This window comes from Candidatus Neomarinimicrobiota bacterium, assembly GCA_022573815.1.
In the GTDB taxonomy this organism is placed as follows: Bacteria; Fidelibacterota; SORT01; order SORT01; family SORT01; genus JACZTG01.
Genome location: JACZTG010000021.1, coordinates 23471 through 39033 on the forward strand (window position 1 = coordinate 23471; position 15563 = coordinate 39033).

At 42.0% G+C, this 15563-nt stretch carries 11 protein-coding genes; all 11 read left to right on the plus strand.

What is annotated here, in order from left to right; all coding sequences use genetic code 11:
* Positions 1–137 precede the first annotated feature (137 nt).
* The 11 genes from polA to IIB39_08600 all read left to right on the plus strand — a co-directional run bounded on the left by polA (position 138) and on the right by IIB39_08600 (position 15463).
* Entirely contained in the window at positions 138–2858 is a 2721-nt protein-coding gene (polA, locus tag IIB39_08550) for a DNA polymerase I (protein ID MCH8928749.1), read from the plus strand.
* Positions 2858–4477 (plus strand): L-aspartate oxidase, encoded by a 1620-nt coding sequence (gene nadB / locus IIB39_08555; GenBank protein MCH8928750.1) that lies wholly within the window; start codon positions 2858–2860, stop codon positions 4475–4477. Before polA ends, nadB begins: the two co-directional genes overlap by 1 nt.
* 83 nt (positions 4478–4560) lie before the next feature.
* Positions 4561–5067, plus strand: coding sequence for a nucleoside-diphosphate kinase (locus IIB39_08560; GenBank protein MCH8928751.1), 507 nt, complete (start codon positions 4561–4563; stop codon positions 5065–5067).
* Positions 5018–5545 (plus strand): hypothetical protein, encoded by a 528-nt coding sequence (locus IIB39_08565; protein MCH8928752.1) that lies wholly within the window; start codon positions 5018–5020, stop codon positions 5543–5545. The genes IIB39_08560 and IIB39_08565 overlap by 50 nt, the downstream gene beginning before the upstream one ends.
* A 245-nt stretch (positions 5546–5790) precedes the next feature.
* Positions 5791–6066: an HU family DNA-binding protein gene (locus IIB39_08570; protein MCH8928753.1), complete on the plus strand. Its 276-nt coding sequence runs from the start codon at positions 5791–5793 to the stop codon at positions 6064–6066.
* A 73-nt stretch (positions 6067–6139) separates the two neighbouring features.
* Entirely contained in the window at positions 6140–7090 is a 951-nt protein-coding gene (locus IIB39_08575) for a hypothetical protein (GenBank protein ID MCH8928754.1), read from the plus strand.
* A complete protein-coding gene (locus tag IIB39_08580; GenBank protein ID MCH8928755.1) occupies positions 7087–8208 on the plus strand; it encodes an alanine racemase in 1122 nt (373 codons plus the stop codon). Before IIB39_08575 ends, IIB39_08580 begins: the two co-directional genes overlap by 4 nt.
* Positions 8209–8222: 14 nt before the next feature.
* Positions 8223–11078 (plus strand): serine hydrolase, encoded by a 2856-nt coding sequence (locus IIB39_08585; GenBank protein MCH8928756.1) that lies wholly within the window; start codon positions 8223–8225, stop codon positions 11076–11078.
* A gap of 42 nt (positions 11079–11120) precedes the next feature.
* A complete protein-coding gene (locus IIB39_08590) occupies positions 11121–12593 on the plus strand; it encodes a sodium/solute symporter (protein ID MCH8928757.1) in 1473 nt (490 codons plus the stop codon).
* A complete protein-coding gene (locus tag IIB39_08595) occupies positions 12593–14344 on the plus strand; it encodes a Na+:solute symporter (protein MCH8928758.1) in 1752 nt (583 codons plus the stop codon). Before IIB39_08590 ends, IIB39_08595 begins: the two co-directional genes overlap by 1 nt.
* Before the next feature lie 645 nt (positions 14345–14989).
* Positions 14990–15463 carry a hypothetical protein gene (locus IIB39_08600; protein ID MCH8928759.1) on the plus strand — a complete coding sequence of 158 codons (474 nt, stop codon included), beginning with the start codon at positions 14990–14992 and terminating at the stop codon, positions 15461–15463.
* The last annotated feature ends 100 nt before the right edge of the window (positions 15464–15563 follow it).

A 15563-nucleotide genomic window follows, 5' to 3' on the forward strand; every position in this document is an offset into this window, starting at 1 on the left:
TTAGTAATTGGATAAAATGAAGATTGTTTATTTAAAAGTCAAAACTATTTATTGATTTCTATCGAAAAATAAAATTCTTCTTGAAGAACCCGTCTCTTAAAAGTAATTTGATGTTCCTATAATACTACGGATTAAAAGTGGCGGCGACTAAAAAAACATTATACCTGATTGATGGATTTGCAGAGGTCTATCGTTTTTATTTTGCGATGTTCAGAAATCCTCTCACTAATTCAAAGGGAGAGAATGTGAGCGCGATTTATGGGTTCGCGCGGTCGATATATTCAATTCTGAAAAATAAAAATCCTGATTATTTAGCGGTGGCATTCGATCCGAAAGGGAAAACATTTCGGCATAAACAGTACAAAGAATATAAAGCCACCCGCGAGAAAATGCCTGATGACCTCCGCTCGCAACTTCCGATGATAGACAGAATTTTAAAGGCATTTAATGTGACTCGTCTCGATCTACCCGAATATGAGGCAGACGACATTATCGGCACGCTTGCATTGCGAGGTGAAAAAGAGGGATGTGATGTCCTTATGGTAACTGCCGATAAGGATTTCGCCCAGTTGGTTACAAAAAACGTCAATATGTATAACACAAGGGCAAAGCCTGATGAGTCAAACATAATTGACGAAGAGGGTGTTTTTAAAAAGTGGGGAGTAAGGCCGGGGCAGATTCGGGATTATCTCGCTCTCGTAGGCGATACTTCGGACAATATTCCGGGAGTTACGGGGATAGGTCCGAAGGGCGCGGTAAAACTTCTAACTGAATATAAAACGTTTGAAGGGATTTATGATAATCTCGAAGAAATAAGCGGGAACAAGCTTAAAGAAAATCTAGAAAAGGACAGAGAAAAAGCATTGCTCTCGCTCGATCTCGTTACAATAAGAACTGAAGCTCCTGTGAAGGAAAATATCAGCGACCTCTCAAGAAAAGAATTCGATATGGAAGAGGTTCGCAATGTAATGAAAGAATTGGAATTCTGGAAATTGCTTGAAGAGATCGAATCCGACAGCGGCATTGTGACGGAGAAAGTTGAAAAGAATTATTTAGCGATAAATGACGCTAAGTCGCTCGATAAAATGATAACAGAGATAAGCAAAGCTGATCTTATTTCCGTGGATTTGGAGACTACAGAGATCAATCCGATGCTCGCCGATATAGTTGGGTTGTCATTCAGCGTAGAAGATAACGAGGGCTGGTATCTGCCGGTAAATTATCGGAACAAAGAAGGGAATTTATTTGACAGTGAGGAAGCGGACATTGATCTGATTCTTGAGAAATTAAAACCTTTATTGGAAGATCCTCAAATTCCGAAGTGCGGTCAAAATATTAAATACGATATGCTGATACTGTCACGGCACGGCGTTGAACTTGCGGGAGTAGTTTCAGACAGTATAATAGCGGCGTTTTTACTTAATCCTGATGCACGCTCCTACAAGATAGATTACCTATCTATGGAACAGCTGAATTATAAAATGCAGCCGATAACTGACCTTATCGGCTCGGGAAAAGAACAAATATCCATGGCTGAAGTGCCCGTGGAAGATGTGACCTTTTATGCCGTTGAAGATGCCGATATTGCTCTCCAACTTGTGAATCTTTATCAGCCGAAGCTTGAAGAAGAAGGTATGATGAAGATGTATACGGAGATAGAAATTCCTCTCATTCCGGTCTTGATGGAGATGGAAAAAGCAGGTGTCTATCTTGACGTAAAGCTGCTCAAGAAGATGTCCGATGAGGTCTTAGTTGAAATAGAGAAGATAGAGGCTGAAGTATATGACCTCGCCGAGGAAGAGTTCAGTATCAATTCTCCCAAACAGTTGAGCAAAATTTTATTTGAGAAACTGCTGCTGCCGCCGACTCGAAAGATCAAGACAGGATTTTCCACAGACCAGCGGGCGATGGATTCGCTGAAAAACGATCACGAAATAGTAGCCAAAGTTTTAGAGTATCGGATGTACACAAAGCTCAAATCAACTTATCTTGAGGCTCTTCCAAAATTGGTTAACCCGAACAGCGGGCGGGTGCACAGCACATTTAGCCAAACGGTGGCGGCTACCGGACGGTTATCAAGCAGGGATCCGAATTTCCAGAATATTCCGATTAAAACCGAAGTAGGCAGGAAGATTAGGCACGCCTTTATTCCTCAACAAAAGGGCTGGAAAATTATGTCAGCCGATTATTCGCAAATCGAACTGAGGATAATGGCGCATCTTTCGGAAGACCCCACACTCATTCAGGCATTTAAAGACGGCGAAGATATTCACAGCAGGACTGCGGCGGGACTATACGGAGTGGAACTTGAAAGTGTAACTCCCGAAATGAGGAATATGGCGAAGACGGTGAATTTCGCCATTATGTACGGAGCGAGAGCATTCCGGATAGCGGCGGAATTGAAGATTTCTATGGAGGACGCCACTACTACAATTGATGATTATTTTAACCGATTTCCCGGTATAAACAATTTTATTGCAAACTCGATCGCAGAAGCGAGAGAGAATAAATTCGTGAGTACGATTCTCGGCAGGAAAAGATACTTGATGGAAATAGATTCAAGTAATTTCAATCTCAGACAGGCCGCGGAGCGAATCGCTGTAAATACTCAGCTTCAGGGCTCAGCAGCCGATATGATTAAAATAGCGATGATTAGAATAAGCCATCGTATTAAGAAAGAAAACCTAAAAGCCATGATGATCCTTCAGGTTCATGATGAATTGGTTTTCGAGCTGCCGGAAGAGGAAATTGACCGGATGAAAGATATTGTAGAATATGAAATGATTAACTCGATGGAATTGAAAGTACCTGTCAGGGTGGACATCAGTGTTGGTGAAGATTGGTATGAAGCCCACTGATGAGCAATTCGCCTGTTAAATCCGATTTTCTCGTTATCGGCAGCGGTATCGCCGGATTGTCATTTGCTCTTAAAGCTGCGGATTTGGGCAGCGTCGTTGTCATCACTAAAAAAGATAACAAAGAATCGGCTACGAATTATGCCCAGGGTGGAATCGCTTCGGTCTTGACAGATGAGGATTCGGTGGAGCTGCACGTAAAAGACACGCTTAATGCGGGTGACGGTTTATGCGATGTTAACGCGGTGAATACTATGGTTCGTGAAGGTCCGAATTGTATTAAAGATTTGCAGGAATGGGGCGTCAAGTTCACACAAAAGAACGATTCTTCCGGTGATTTTGACCTCGGAAGAGAAGGGGGACACAGTGTTAGCAGGGTTTACCACGCCGGAGACATTACAGGGAGACAAATTGAAAAAGCACTGGTAGATGCAGTTTCTTCGCATAATAATATAGAGATATACGAACATCATCTCGCTTTAGATCTAATCACCGAACATCATTTTAAACCGAATTTTCAACTTAGCCGGAAAAATATCAGCTGCTACGGGGCGTATGTCTATGATACTCATAATTCGTCTATTAAACGATTCCTCGCTAAAAACACACTGCTTTGCACAGGAGGAGTCGGAAGGGTATATCGGCATACCACCAATCCGAAAATAGCAACCGGAGATGGAATCGCTATGGCATATCGTGCAGGCGCCGAATTGGCGAATCTTGAATTTATGCAATTTCATCCGACCGCTCTTTATAATCCGGACGGCGATCCATTTTTGCTTTCAGAGGCGATAAGAGGTTTCGGGGGTGTACTCCTGACGATATCGGGCGAGAAGTTTATGGAGAAATACGATAAAAGAGGAGACTTAGCCTCCCGTGATATTGTGGCAAGAGCGATTGACAATGAACTGAAATTAAGCGGGGATAAGTATGTTTATTTAGATCTGACTCATTTAGACGGCGCATCAGTTAAAGAACGGTTTCCTAATATATATGAAAGATGCCTGCAACATAAAATTGACATAACATCAGAACCTATACCTGTTGTTCCCGCCGCTCACTATATGTGTGGAGGAGTAACGACGGATTCGCATGGGGCGAGTACGCTGCCTCACTTATTGGCTGTGGGAGAGGTGGCTTGCACGGGTGTGCATGGAGCAAATCGATTGGCAAGTAACAGCCTGCTGGAAGGAGTTGTGTTTTCCAAAAGAGCATTTGAAACGATAAAAAAATCAAAAGATTATCAATCAGATAGGTTTCCCGATGTGCCGGAATGGGACGACAGTGGAACATTCGATCAGGAAGAGTGGATACTGATTTCACATGATATTAAGGAGATACAGGAAATTATGTGGGATTATGTGGGAATTATCAGGACAAATCTTCGATTGAAACGCGCGTTGGATAGGATAAAGATGATCAATAGCGAAATTGAAGAGTACTACAGAAAAACTATTGTTTCGGAGGGGCTTATTGAGCTGCACAATCTTGCCGCCGTTGCATACCTTATCATCAGGAGCGCGGTTATGAGAAAAGAGAGTAGAGGGCTTCATTACAATAACGATTATCCGAAGAAATCTAAAGTATGGCAAAAGAACACACGAATTATGAGAAAGTTTTAAGATGGTAATTCGAGCGTTAAACACTATCTTTTGCTTGTTCAATATGATTATTTCAAGAGAAAATACATCCATTAGATTAAGGAATTCAAATAATGATTGAAAAGACACTTGTGCTTATTAAGCCGGACGGCGTTTCACGATCTTTAACGGGCGAGATATTTGCTCGTTTCGAAAAATCAGGGCTTAAAATAGTCGGGCTGAAGATGCTTCAGGCAACCAAGGAATTAGTCGGTAACCATTACACGGAAGAAGATATAGGAGCCAGATTAGGCGAGAAGATTCGTAACCTCTTAATTGATTTCGTTACGGAAGGACCTGTAGTAGCTGGAGTAATTGAAGGGGATGAAGCTATTGAAGTCGTCAGGAAGATGTGCGGAGCGACCGAGCCGAAAAGCGCTTTACCCGGAACCATACGCGGTGACTATTCACACCATAGCTACGGTTATGCGGATGAGGCGGGTACGGCCGTCCGGAATGTAATTCATGCGTCTTCAGATAAGGATGCGGCGAAGGCAGAAATAAACGTTTGGTTTGCGGAAAATGAAATTGTTTCATATGACAGAGCAGACCAACGCCATCACTGGGAGTAACGTCAAAGTCGAAACCAAGACGGCATATCTGTCAGGAGCGATGGAATACGCTCCTGACAGAGGAGAAAAATGGAGAAAGAGCATTTCTATTCGCCTCAAGCAAGAGCTCGGACACGAAGTATTCAATCCGAATGATGAATCGAATATAATATTGAGTTCGGAAGAAAAATCGAACTTTAAGAGTTGGAAGGAAAGTGACATAGAAAAGTTTAAGCTGCTTATTCATAAGATTATCAATCACGATCTTGGATTTCTCACGAAAAAAACTGATTATGTAGTATGTTTTTGGGATGAGTATGCAAGCTTGGGAGGAGGAACTCAGGGAGAAATTACTGTAGCATATCAAAATAAAATTCCGGTCTTTTTATTAACAAAAATGCCTGTAACCCGCATAAGTTCTTGGATTTTGGGTTGTTCTGAAAAAATATTTTTCGATGAAAATAGCCTTATTTCCGATCTAAAAAATCGATATAAATGATAAAAATTACAGCAGTTATAACTACATTATAATTAACAACATAGGGCTTATGCATTTATGCTTTGAAAGTAAGTATAATTCCCGCAAACTCACTATGTTCAAGCGTTATAGGGAATACATAATTATTTAAAAAATGAATTTTTTCCTTGACATTCGGATGCTCAAGCTTATATTGCTTCTAAGAGCAAGTAGCCATAAGGGTTACAGCGGTTTCACCCATCAACAACCTAAATGGAGGATCTCAAATGAACAAATCAGAACTTATCGAAGCAATCGCATCAGACAGTGGATTGACAAAAGTTCAGGCAGAAGGCGCGTTGAATGCAGTAACATCGAACATTACAGCCGCACTTACAAAGAGAGACAAAGTCACGCTGGTTGGATTTGGCACATTTTCCACGTCAGATCGCGCTGCTCGTACCGGAAGGAACCCACGCACAGGCGCGGCAATCCAAATTCCGGCTACAACGGTACCGAAGTTCAAAGCAGGGAAAGAGCTCAAAGCAGCAATCAAGTTGTAAATTATTTCCCAGCAATAACATTAAAGACAGCGGACACTCAGTGTTCGCTGTCTTTTTTATATATGGGTCAATTATGTATTTCTTAGGGTTAGATGGTGGCGGCACTAAAACTGAAGCAGTCCTCACTGACCTTTCCGGCAATCAACTGCGCAGAGCGGAAGGAGGTCCGGGTAATGTCTCCACTCTGGGTCAAGAAGGCGTTAAAGAGTTAATTTCAAATCTAATTGAGAATCTATTAAAGGGAGAGCCTCTGTCACATATTAAAAACGCTACGTTATGTTTTGCGGGAATAGGTAGAGAGCAGGAAAAATTTTTGATGAGCGATTTGATTGCATCGTTGGGATTAACTGAATTTAATCTCAAGACTGATGCTGAAATACTTCATTTCGCCGCATTCGATGAGGAGGACGGTATTGTTCTCGAGGCGGGAACGGGAGCAGTGTGCGTCATAAAATCCGGCGGAAAGTTGAAACAATTTGGAGGCTGGGGATACCTTCTTGGAGATGACGGTGGAGGATATTCTATCGGTAGATATGCCTTGCGTAAAGTCCTTGCGGAAATTGAAAGCGATCAACCCCTGTCAGATTTCTCCGCTCAAATTATGAACCATTTCAAAGTAAAGATGCCTGAAGAAATTATCACAAAAGTATATGGCGCAGAGAGCTCACAAATGCTGATAGCATCCTGCGCAAAACTCGTCTCTTCTTTGGCGTTATCCCGCATTCAGGAAGCTAATGTCATTATTACCGAAGCTGCAAAATCTCTCTATAATCTTGTGATTAATGCAGTTGAATCCGCGAAAATTAAACCTCCTTATAGTATAGCGCTTGCAGGCTCTGTTCTCGGTTTGAACTCACCTGTTCAAGATCAGTTCAAAGAGCTTGCATCAAAATCATCTTTTGATTTTAATTATTCCGATATTTTATATACATCGGCGGAGGCGGCTTTAATACACGCAATAAAGAACTCCGGCGAAGCTATTTCTGATTCACTGCAGCTCAAACTCCGGGAGCCCGCAATATGAGTCATGGCGGTCATCTTTCTTGGGCTGAAATTGATATTGGAGCTCTGCGACATAACTATTGGCTATTAAAAAAGAGAGCCGGAACTGCCGGAATAATGGCAGTGGTGAAAGCGGATGCCTACGGTCATGGCGCAATAGAGGTTAGCAAAGCGTTCATAGAAGAAGGTGTTGCTATGCTCGCTGTGGCATTCGTCCAAGAAGGAATCGAACTTCGAGATGCAGGTATAAAAACGCCCATTCTTGTATTTGCCAAACCATCGGCGGACAATATCGGTATTCAACTCCAAAATGAATTGGATGTCACAATTTCAGCTGTGGACGATGTGGATTTAGTTTCTTCTACTGCGAAAAAACTTTCATCATCTGCCCGTGTCCATCTAAACATAGATACGGGGATGAACAGGCTCGGTGTTCGATTTAGTGATGCAGTTGAGACTGCTGAAAAACTATCAGCAGTTAAGGAACTTGAATTTGCTGGTTTATATTCTCATCTTTCAACGTCCGATGATATTGATTCAGACACGAGCAAATTTCAAATTAAAGATTACAATGAGATTATTGATATTCTTGAAAGAAAGAAAATTAATTATGGACTTCGTCATCTGGCAAACTCAGGTGGGTTATTAAATTATCCTGAGTCTGTTTTTGATATGGTCAGGTTGGGAATATCTTTGTACGGCCACAACCCGAATCCGCATCAGCAAAGTGAGGATAAGTTAATACAGGTAATGACACTTAAATCCACAGTAGTTATGGTGCGTGATGTTGATGAAGGGATGTCTGTAAGTTATGGTCGGAGCTGGATAGCAAAACAAAAAACCAGGATTGCCACTATTCCCATTGGCTACGCAGACGGAATCAACAGGCAATTGTCAAACGATATGGAAGTGCTTATCGGGGGGAATCGCCATCCTGTAGTCGGAAGAGTTACGATGGATATGGTTATGGCGGATGTGGGTTCATCAAATATCGAAAAAGGGGATGAAGTAGTTATTTACGGAACACAGGGTAATCAAACCATCACCATCTCAGATATTGCTCAATGCCTAAAAACAATCCCGTATGAAATCTGTTGTTCGGTCTCAAATAGAATTCCAAGAATTTATGTAAACATTTGAGGATGAAGGATTACATGAAAAAATATTTTTATTTATTCAGTATGACCATAATGTTGGGATGCTCTTCGATAGGTGTGAAAAGTGGAGAAAGTTGGGTAAATCATCAACTCAATAATATGACGTTAGAAGAAAAGGTCGGACAGTTGATGGTGCCTGCGTATACTCCGAGGTTTTTTAACGAAAATAATTATCAGTTTAATCGTCTAAAAAAATTAGTAAAAGAATATCACGTCGGTGGAGTGATGTTTTTTCGCGGAAATCCATATGCGGTTGGAAGGTCAGTTGAACGGCTTCAGGATGTGGCTAAAATACCATTGCTCATAATGGCTGATATGGAATGGGGACTCCCGATGAGGGTAAATGAAAGCACGCGATTCCTTCAAAATATGGCAACAGCAGCAACGGGAAACGAAAATAACGCATACGAAATCGGTAAAGTTACGGGAAGAGAAGCACGTGCTATCGGAGTGCATATAGGTTTTGCTCCGGTTATGGATGTCAATAACAATCCCGATAACATAATTATCAACACGCGTTCATATGGAGAAGACCCGGAGCTGGTTGCAAGAATGGGCAGTGAATTTATACGTGGCTTGCAGGAAGAAGGAGTTTATGCTACTGCGAAGCATTTCCCCGGTCATGGAGATACTAATGTAGATACACATATGTCTCTTCCAACTATAAACGCTTCAATGGAAAGGATGAGAAATTTAGAACTTCCTCCATTTCAGGCTGCAGTGGATGCTGGAGTTAAAGTTGTAATGGCGGCACACATAACATTTAGTCAAGTCAAACAGATGGAAGGGAGACCGGTTACGCTTGATCCCTATTTTTTAGAGGATATTTTGAGAAAAGAGATGGGATTTGAAGGTCTGATAATCTCCGATGCGATGGATATGGGCGGAATTACCGGTAACTACTGGTCCGGTGAGGCAGCAGTAATGGCAATTAATTCCGGCATTGATATGGTTTTGTTATCACCAAATTTCGAAAGTACATATAAATTCGTCTTACAAGCGGTTAAAGAAGGTCGAATCTCTATTGAGAGACTTAACGAGGCGGTTGGACGAATCCTGAGAGCTAAAGCTGATCACGGACTTGAAAAAAAGCCATATTACAGCGAAGAAAACTTAGAAAAAGTACTGTCCCAATCTAAATCAGCTATCAAAGCGGCTCAAATCGCCAACGCTTCAATGACGCTTTTGAGGGATGATAAAAATATCTTCCCGTTGCATGCAGAGGATATTAATAGAGCTCTTGTACTAACTATAACTGATGAAGAAAACACTGCCTGGCGTGGAAATACTTTAAACAGCCAGGTTAAAACAAGGGTTCCGAATATAGAAACGGCATTTATGGATCCGCGCTCCACACAGGATGATATTGATAAAATTATGCTCATAGCAGACTCGGTAGATGCTATTATCGTCGGTGTGTACGTAAAATGGCGCGACCGGAAAGGGACTATTTCACTTCCTGACACAATCGTCACTCTCTTAAAGAAATTTTTTAAAATCGATAAACCGATGGCTGTAACCGCTTTCGGTTCCCCTTATACTTTGAGGCAGATGCCTGAAGTTCCTTCATATCTGTGCGCTTATGAAACAGTTTCGTTAGCTCAGAGAGCGGCAGTGCGGGCAATATTCGGAGAAATACCAATTAACGCAAAACTGCCTGTCTCGATTCCCGGTTATTATGAAATTGGCGATGGATTGGTGAGGCCGGCCAGAAAAATGGAATTAGTGAGAAACATCAATGATACTCTTCTCTCGGAAGCATACGAAGTTCTGGATAAAGCGATTAAGGATTCGGTATTTCCCGGCGCGCAAATTGCCGTTGTTCGAAAAGGAGAACTCATTGCGAGTAAATCATTCGGTCGCCAGACCTACGACCCGGCATCACCGATAATTACGGCGGAGACAATGTATGATATGGCTTCAATCACCAAGGTAGCGGCTACAACGCTTGTCGCTATGGGATTATGGGAAAAGAAAAAGCTGGTTCTCGACATTCCGATTAAGAGTTACCTGCCAGAATACGGCGGCGGTGAAAAAGATGATGTAACTCTCAGGCATCTGCTGACACACTCTTCGGGATCCCATTGGTGGGTCGATTTATGGAATAAGGCTTCAAACAAAGAAGAAGCGTATAAATATATTTATGGTCTCCCTCTTGATTTTTCACCGGGTGATTCAATGATATACTCTGATCTCGGACTTATCCTTATGTTGGATATACTCGAAACTGTTACGGGCAGCACTCTTGATAAGCTTGCAAACAGAGCAATTTACAAACCTATGGGGATGAAGAACACAATGTTCAATCCTCCCAAATCTCTTTTATACAGAATTGCTCCAACAGAAATCGGCGGAAGTATGAACAGACCGTTGATTCACGGAGATGTTCATGATGAAAATTCTAATTTTCTCGGAGGCGTTTCCACGCATGCAGGGTTGTTTTCTACGGCAGAAGATATGGCGGCACTCGCTCAAATGCTGATAAACGGCGGTATCTATCGTCACAGACGGTTTTTCAAACCCTCAACTATTCAGGAATGGACTACGAGACAATATATCACCGAGTCCAGCGATAGAGCTCTCGGTTGGGATACACCGTCGGACCATGGCTCTTCGGCGGGAGATTATTTTTCTAAAAATAGTTACGGACATATGGGCTTTACCGGAACATCCTTTTGGGTCGATCCAACAAGAGAAATTGCGATTGTTTTGCTGACTAACAGAGTTCATCCCACGAGAGAAAAGGGAGGAATGTATCGAGTCAGAAGAGACTTTCATAATGCTGCTATGAAAGCTATTCTGAAAGAGATGGGAGAACCGCTAACGGAAACGGATATGGCTGAGAAGAGCTAAGTGGGTTTTACATCTGTTGATATTCTGATTGTAGTCGTATATATGGCGGCATCGGTCGGTTTTGGCGCATGGATAGGCAGAAAGCAAAGTAACACGACAGATTACTTTTTAGGCGGAAGAAATATTCCCTGGTTCGCTGTATCTTTAAGCATAGTGGCCACCGAAACAAGCGTTTTGACATTTATCAGTATTCCGGCAGTGGCGTATCTGGGTAATTTGACGTTCCTTCAAATAGTTTTCGGCTATATGCTCGGCAGAATACTTGTGGCAATGATATTACTGCCCGCCTATTCAGAAGGTAAAATCGAAACGGCTTACCATTTTCTCGGAAATCGGTTCGGTCAACAGATGCGGATGACCGCAAGCATAACGTTTATGGTTACAAGGCTTCTTGCCGACGGTGTAAGGCTCTTTGCTACCGCAATTCCGTTGACGATAATAATTAAAGGAAGCGGTCTTTTTTCAGGATATTCCGACAGTCAATTTTACGCGTTTTCAATTATACTTATCGGTCTGTTAACGATGGTTTATACCTACATCGGTGGTATTCGCTCTGTCATATGGATGGATGTAATACAAATGGCGGTGTACATCGGCGGCGCACTGTTCGCCGCAGTGATCATTCTAAATAAACTGCCTGACGGATTCGGCAGTGTGCTTAGCTGGGCATCTGACGGGAATAAACTGCAATGGTTCTATCTGGGAACAGATCTGTCTCTCAGCGAGTTTATTACGAAACCATATACATTCTTTACAGCATTATTTGCCGGAGCAATTTTCTCTCTCGCTTCACACGGTACCGATCAGCTGATAATTCAGCGGGTGCTAACATGCAAAGATAAACGTTCGAGCCAGAAAGCAATTTCATTCAGCGGATTATTTGTATTCATACAATTTCTACTGTTTTTGATGTTGGGGGCGATGTTGTACGCCTATTATGAAGGTCAGACTCCCGAACAATTGGGATTAACCCGTGCCGACGGTATTTTCCCGAAATTTATAGTAGAAGATTTGCCTGTAGGAGTAAGTGGTCTTATAGTCGCTGCGCTTTTTGCCGCTGCGATGAGTACGCTTTCCAGCAGCTTATCCAGTCTTTCAAGCGCCACAGTTTTAGATGTTTATAAGCCCCTTTTCGGGAAAGATAAATCAGAAGATGAAATGTTGTCAATTTCGCGCTTCGTCACGTTAGGTTGGGGAATAATTCTTATTACTACTGCCATTCTATTCATAGGATTGGAAGGCACAGTTGTAGAAGTAGCTCTTGGGATAGCCTCTTATACCTACGGTGGCTTATTGGGTACATTTTTACTCGGATTAATATACAAGAAAGCATCTCAAAAAGATGCTCTTATAGGTTTCTTTACTGCTCTTGTGGCGATGATAATCTTTATAACGTCATGGGAAATCGCCTGGCCCCTATATACTGTTGTAGGCAGTTCGGCTGTGATAATTACAGGAATTATTTCAAGCAATTTCGGCGCGCAGGGAACTCCAAAAAATAATAGGAATAACTAATGGTAGTATCAACACTCGATTGGGTTCTGGTCATCATATACTTTGTCTTTGCATTGGGAATAGGGGTTTACTTTTCGCGTAGAGCTTCAGGAAGCATTAAGGATTATTTTACTTCCGGCAGAAGCCTTCCCTGGTGGTTAGCGGGAACGAGTATGGTTGCCACTACATTTGCGGCTGACACACCGTTAGCAGTTACGGAACTGGTTGCCAATCATGGCATAGCGGGTAATTGGCTCTGGTGGAATATGGTAATGAGCGGACTTCTGACTGTGTTTTTCTTTGCTCGTTTATGGCGACGCGCGGAGGTTATTACCGATGTGGAATTCACCGAGCTGCGTTACTCGGGAAAACCCGCTGCCATCCTAAGAGGTTTTCGAGCTTTGTATCTTGCCATACCAATTAACCTTATAATTATGGGTTGGGTGACTTTAGCGTTAGTGAAGATCATCGAATTAACGATTGGAGTTGACAAATGGACGGCTGTAGGAATAACAATGGCGGTGACTCTCGCATACAGCACAATGAGCGGGCTTTGGGGAGTTGTAATGACCGACTTGCTTCAATTCGTTATTGCGATGGCTGGGTCAATTGCCTTAGCGATTTTTGCAACCAAAGCTGTGGGTGGTATAGATGGATTAAAGGAAGGACTTATTGAAATATACGGAGCGGACCACACGATGCTTGATTTTACTCCTGAAATAGGCTCTGTCTGGATGCCGTTAACGGCATTCTTTGTGTATCTGGCTGTAAACTGGTGGGCGGCGTGGTATCCGGGTGCTGAGCCGGGTGGAGGCGGATATATCGCTCAAAGGATGTTTTCGGCAAAGGATGAGCGGCATTCTTTTTTGGCAACGCTCTGGTTCAACATCGCGCATTACGCGCTTCGTCCCTGGCCATGGATAATAGTAGCGCTGGTGAGCCTTGTATTATATCCTGATATAGAGGATAAACAAACAGGATATATACTTGTGATGCTCAATCACTTACCATCAGGATTTAAAGGATTACTTTTGGCATCATTCGCGGCGGCATTTATGTCCACAATAAGTACTCACCTTAATTGGGGAAGTTCATACATAGTGAATGATTTCTACAAAAGGTTCGTGAATAAGGATGCGTCCGATAAACATTACGTGACGGTCGCGCGGTTTACGACTGTGGGACTGGTTATACTGTCAGCCCTTGTTACTTCACAAATGGAAACAATAGCAGGAGCTTGGAAATTCCTATTGGCATTAGGAGCTGGAACAGGTTCGGTTTATATACTTCGCTGGTTCTGGTGGCGTATAAACGCATGGTCCGAGATCAGCGCCATGCTTGCCTCGCTGGTGACCGCATTGTCATTACAATTTATCTTTGGAATGGATACTTCCGACGTAAATATATTCGCGCAGGTCATGCTTATCACAGTAACAGTGAGTTCTGTTACCTGGGTCAGTGTTACCTTCTTAACAAAGCCGGAAAGCGACGAAACTCTATTGAAATTTTACAGGAAAATCAGACCCGGCGGGTCACTCTGGAAACCGATGGCTGAATTAGCCCCTGAAGTGGAAACCGACAAAGGTCTGCTATGGGATCTGGCTGATTGGGCAGTGGGAATAACGCTCATTTACTCCACTTTGTTCGGTTTTGGTAAAATATTATTGGGATCAGTTGGATTGGGTTTCGGATTGCTCCTAATCTCAGCATCATGTTTCTACTTTTTGCAGTGGGATTTAAAGAGAAGAAGGTGGGAAACGCTCAAAAGCTGAAAATAATATTCCTCAGAACAATTTTTCCGTAGAATTCCGGACATTATCGGTATTAATAATAACCGGTTCATTTCAATTATTTTGGTTTATATCCACCTATTTATATTAATTTATATCAACAAATTATTAAGCCAAAATATTTTGATATTTAATTATTAGATCGTTATCACAAGTTTTGTAAGTGGTTGATAAATAGTATGTTATCTGCTGCGTTATTCTCATAATCCTTAAATTTTAAGCTAATCAAATCAAATATCGTGTTTTTGGCATATAATGTGCAAATAGTGTGTGTAATATATTTGGTAAGTTATTATTATTTAGGAAAGGAATGAGAAAATTGTGATGCGGGTCACTGCGGAAAAATTTAATTGTGCTATTTATAGATAGAGCAGAAGAAGGAAGATAAAATTCAATTAAGTTGGTTGATTCGGGAAATTCGTATCATTACAAAGTTTCACATTATGCTGGGTGTAATGAATAAACTATATTTCTCAGTTCAGAAACGCAGAAGACTCAATTTAATAAAAAGTAATTTTGGAGGAAGATAATTAAAATAGTGATGGCCCCCAAGCGCGGGGCATTACAATATATCGTTTTAGATGCGGTGTATAATAGATTAACTCCTAATCCAAAAGAGGATATCCTTTGAGAATTTACGTAACAAATCTTCGTTCAGAAGTAACTGATGACGACCTAAGAAAATTGTTTGAAACTCACGGCAAAGTTATTTCTGCCGAAATAGTTAAAACCCTTACAACAAACGAATCAACGGGCTTGGGTTTCGTGGAAATGGAATCCTCTGCTGACGCTCTTTCGGTTCGAAAAGAACTTGACGGGAAATTGTTGAATGGTAATCCTATCAAGATATACGATAGAAGAATTAATTCCGATCGTCGCGATGCTGCAGATCGCAGAGGACTGGATGTTCGGCGAGCGTTAGAAGAAAGACGCCTGGCGGAGAGACGAAAAAAGTCCGGTGAAGAAGAGCTGGTCAGCATGTTTGATGAGTTAGACAGAAGAGAATCCGAAGAACAAAGAATCACCGAGCGGCGTTTTATAGATGAAAGGCGAATGGGAGATAGAAGAGCCGGTATAGAAAGACGCCGACTGGGCGCATGAATCAGATTCTTTATGCGGAGTTTAATTCCGCTATTTCATTTCAAGAATAAATTTTCCGAATTATAACCAAAGAGTGCCGCGGGCGAGAGTCGAACTCGCA

What these genes read in the sequence shown, in the direction of transcription:
- nadB (MCH8928750.1), top strand. Translation starts at nt 2,858, where the DNA reads ATGAGCAATTCGCCTGTTAAATCCGATTTTCTCGTTATCGGCAGCGGT.
- IIB39_08565 (MCH8928752.1), top strand. Translation starts at nt 5,018, where the DNA reads ATGAAATTGTTTCATATGACAGAGCAGACCAACGCCATCACTGGGAGT.
- IIB39_08570 (MCH8928753.1), top strand. Translation starts at nt 5,791, where the DNA reads ATGAACAAATCAGAACTTATCGAAGCAATCGCATCAGACAGTGGATTG.
- IIB39_08575 (MCH8928754.1), top strand. Translation starts at nt 6,140, where the DNA reads ATGTATTTCTTAGGGTTAGATGGTGGCGGCACTAAAACTGAAGCAGTC.
- IIB39_08580 (MCH8928755.1), top strand. Translation starts at nt 7,087, where the DNA reads ATGAGTCATGGCGGTCATCTTTCTTGGGCTGAAATTGATATTGGAGCT.
- IIB39_08585 (MCH8928756.1), top strand. Translation starts at nt 8,223, where the DNA reads ATGAAAAAATATTTTTATTTATTCAGTATGACCATAATGTTGGGATGC.
- IIB39_08590 (MCH8928757.1), top strand. Translation starts at nt 11,121, where the DNA reads ATGGCGGCATCGGTCGGTTTTGGCGCATGGATAGGCAGAAAGCAAAGT.
- IIB39_08595 (MCH8928758.1), top strand. Translation starts at nt 12,593, where the DNA reads ATGGTAGTATCAACACTCGATTGGGTTCTGGTCATCATATACTTTGTC.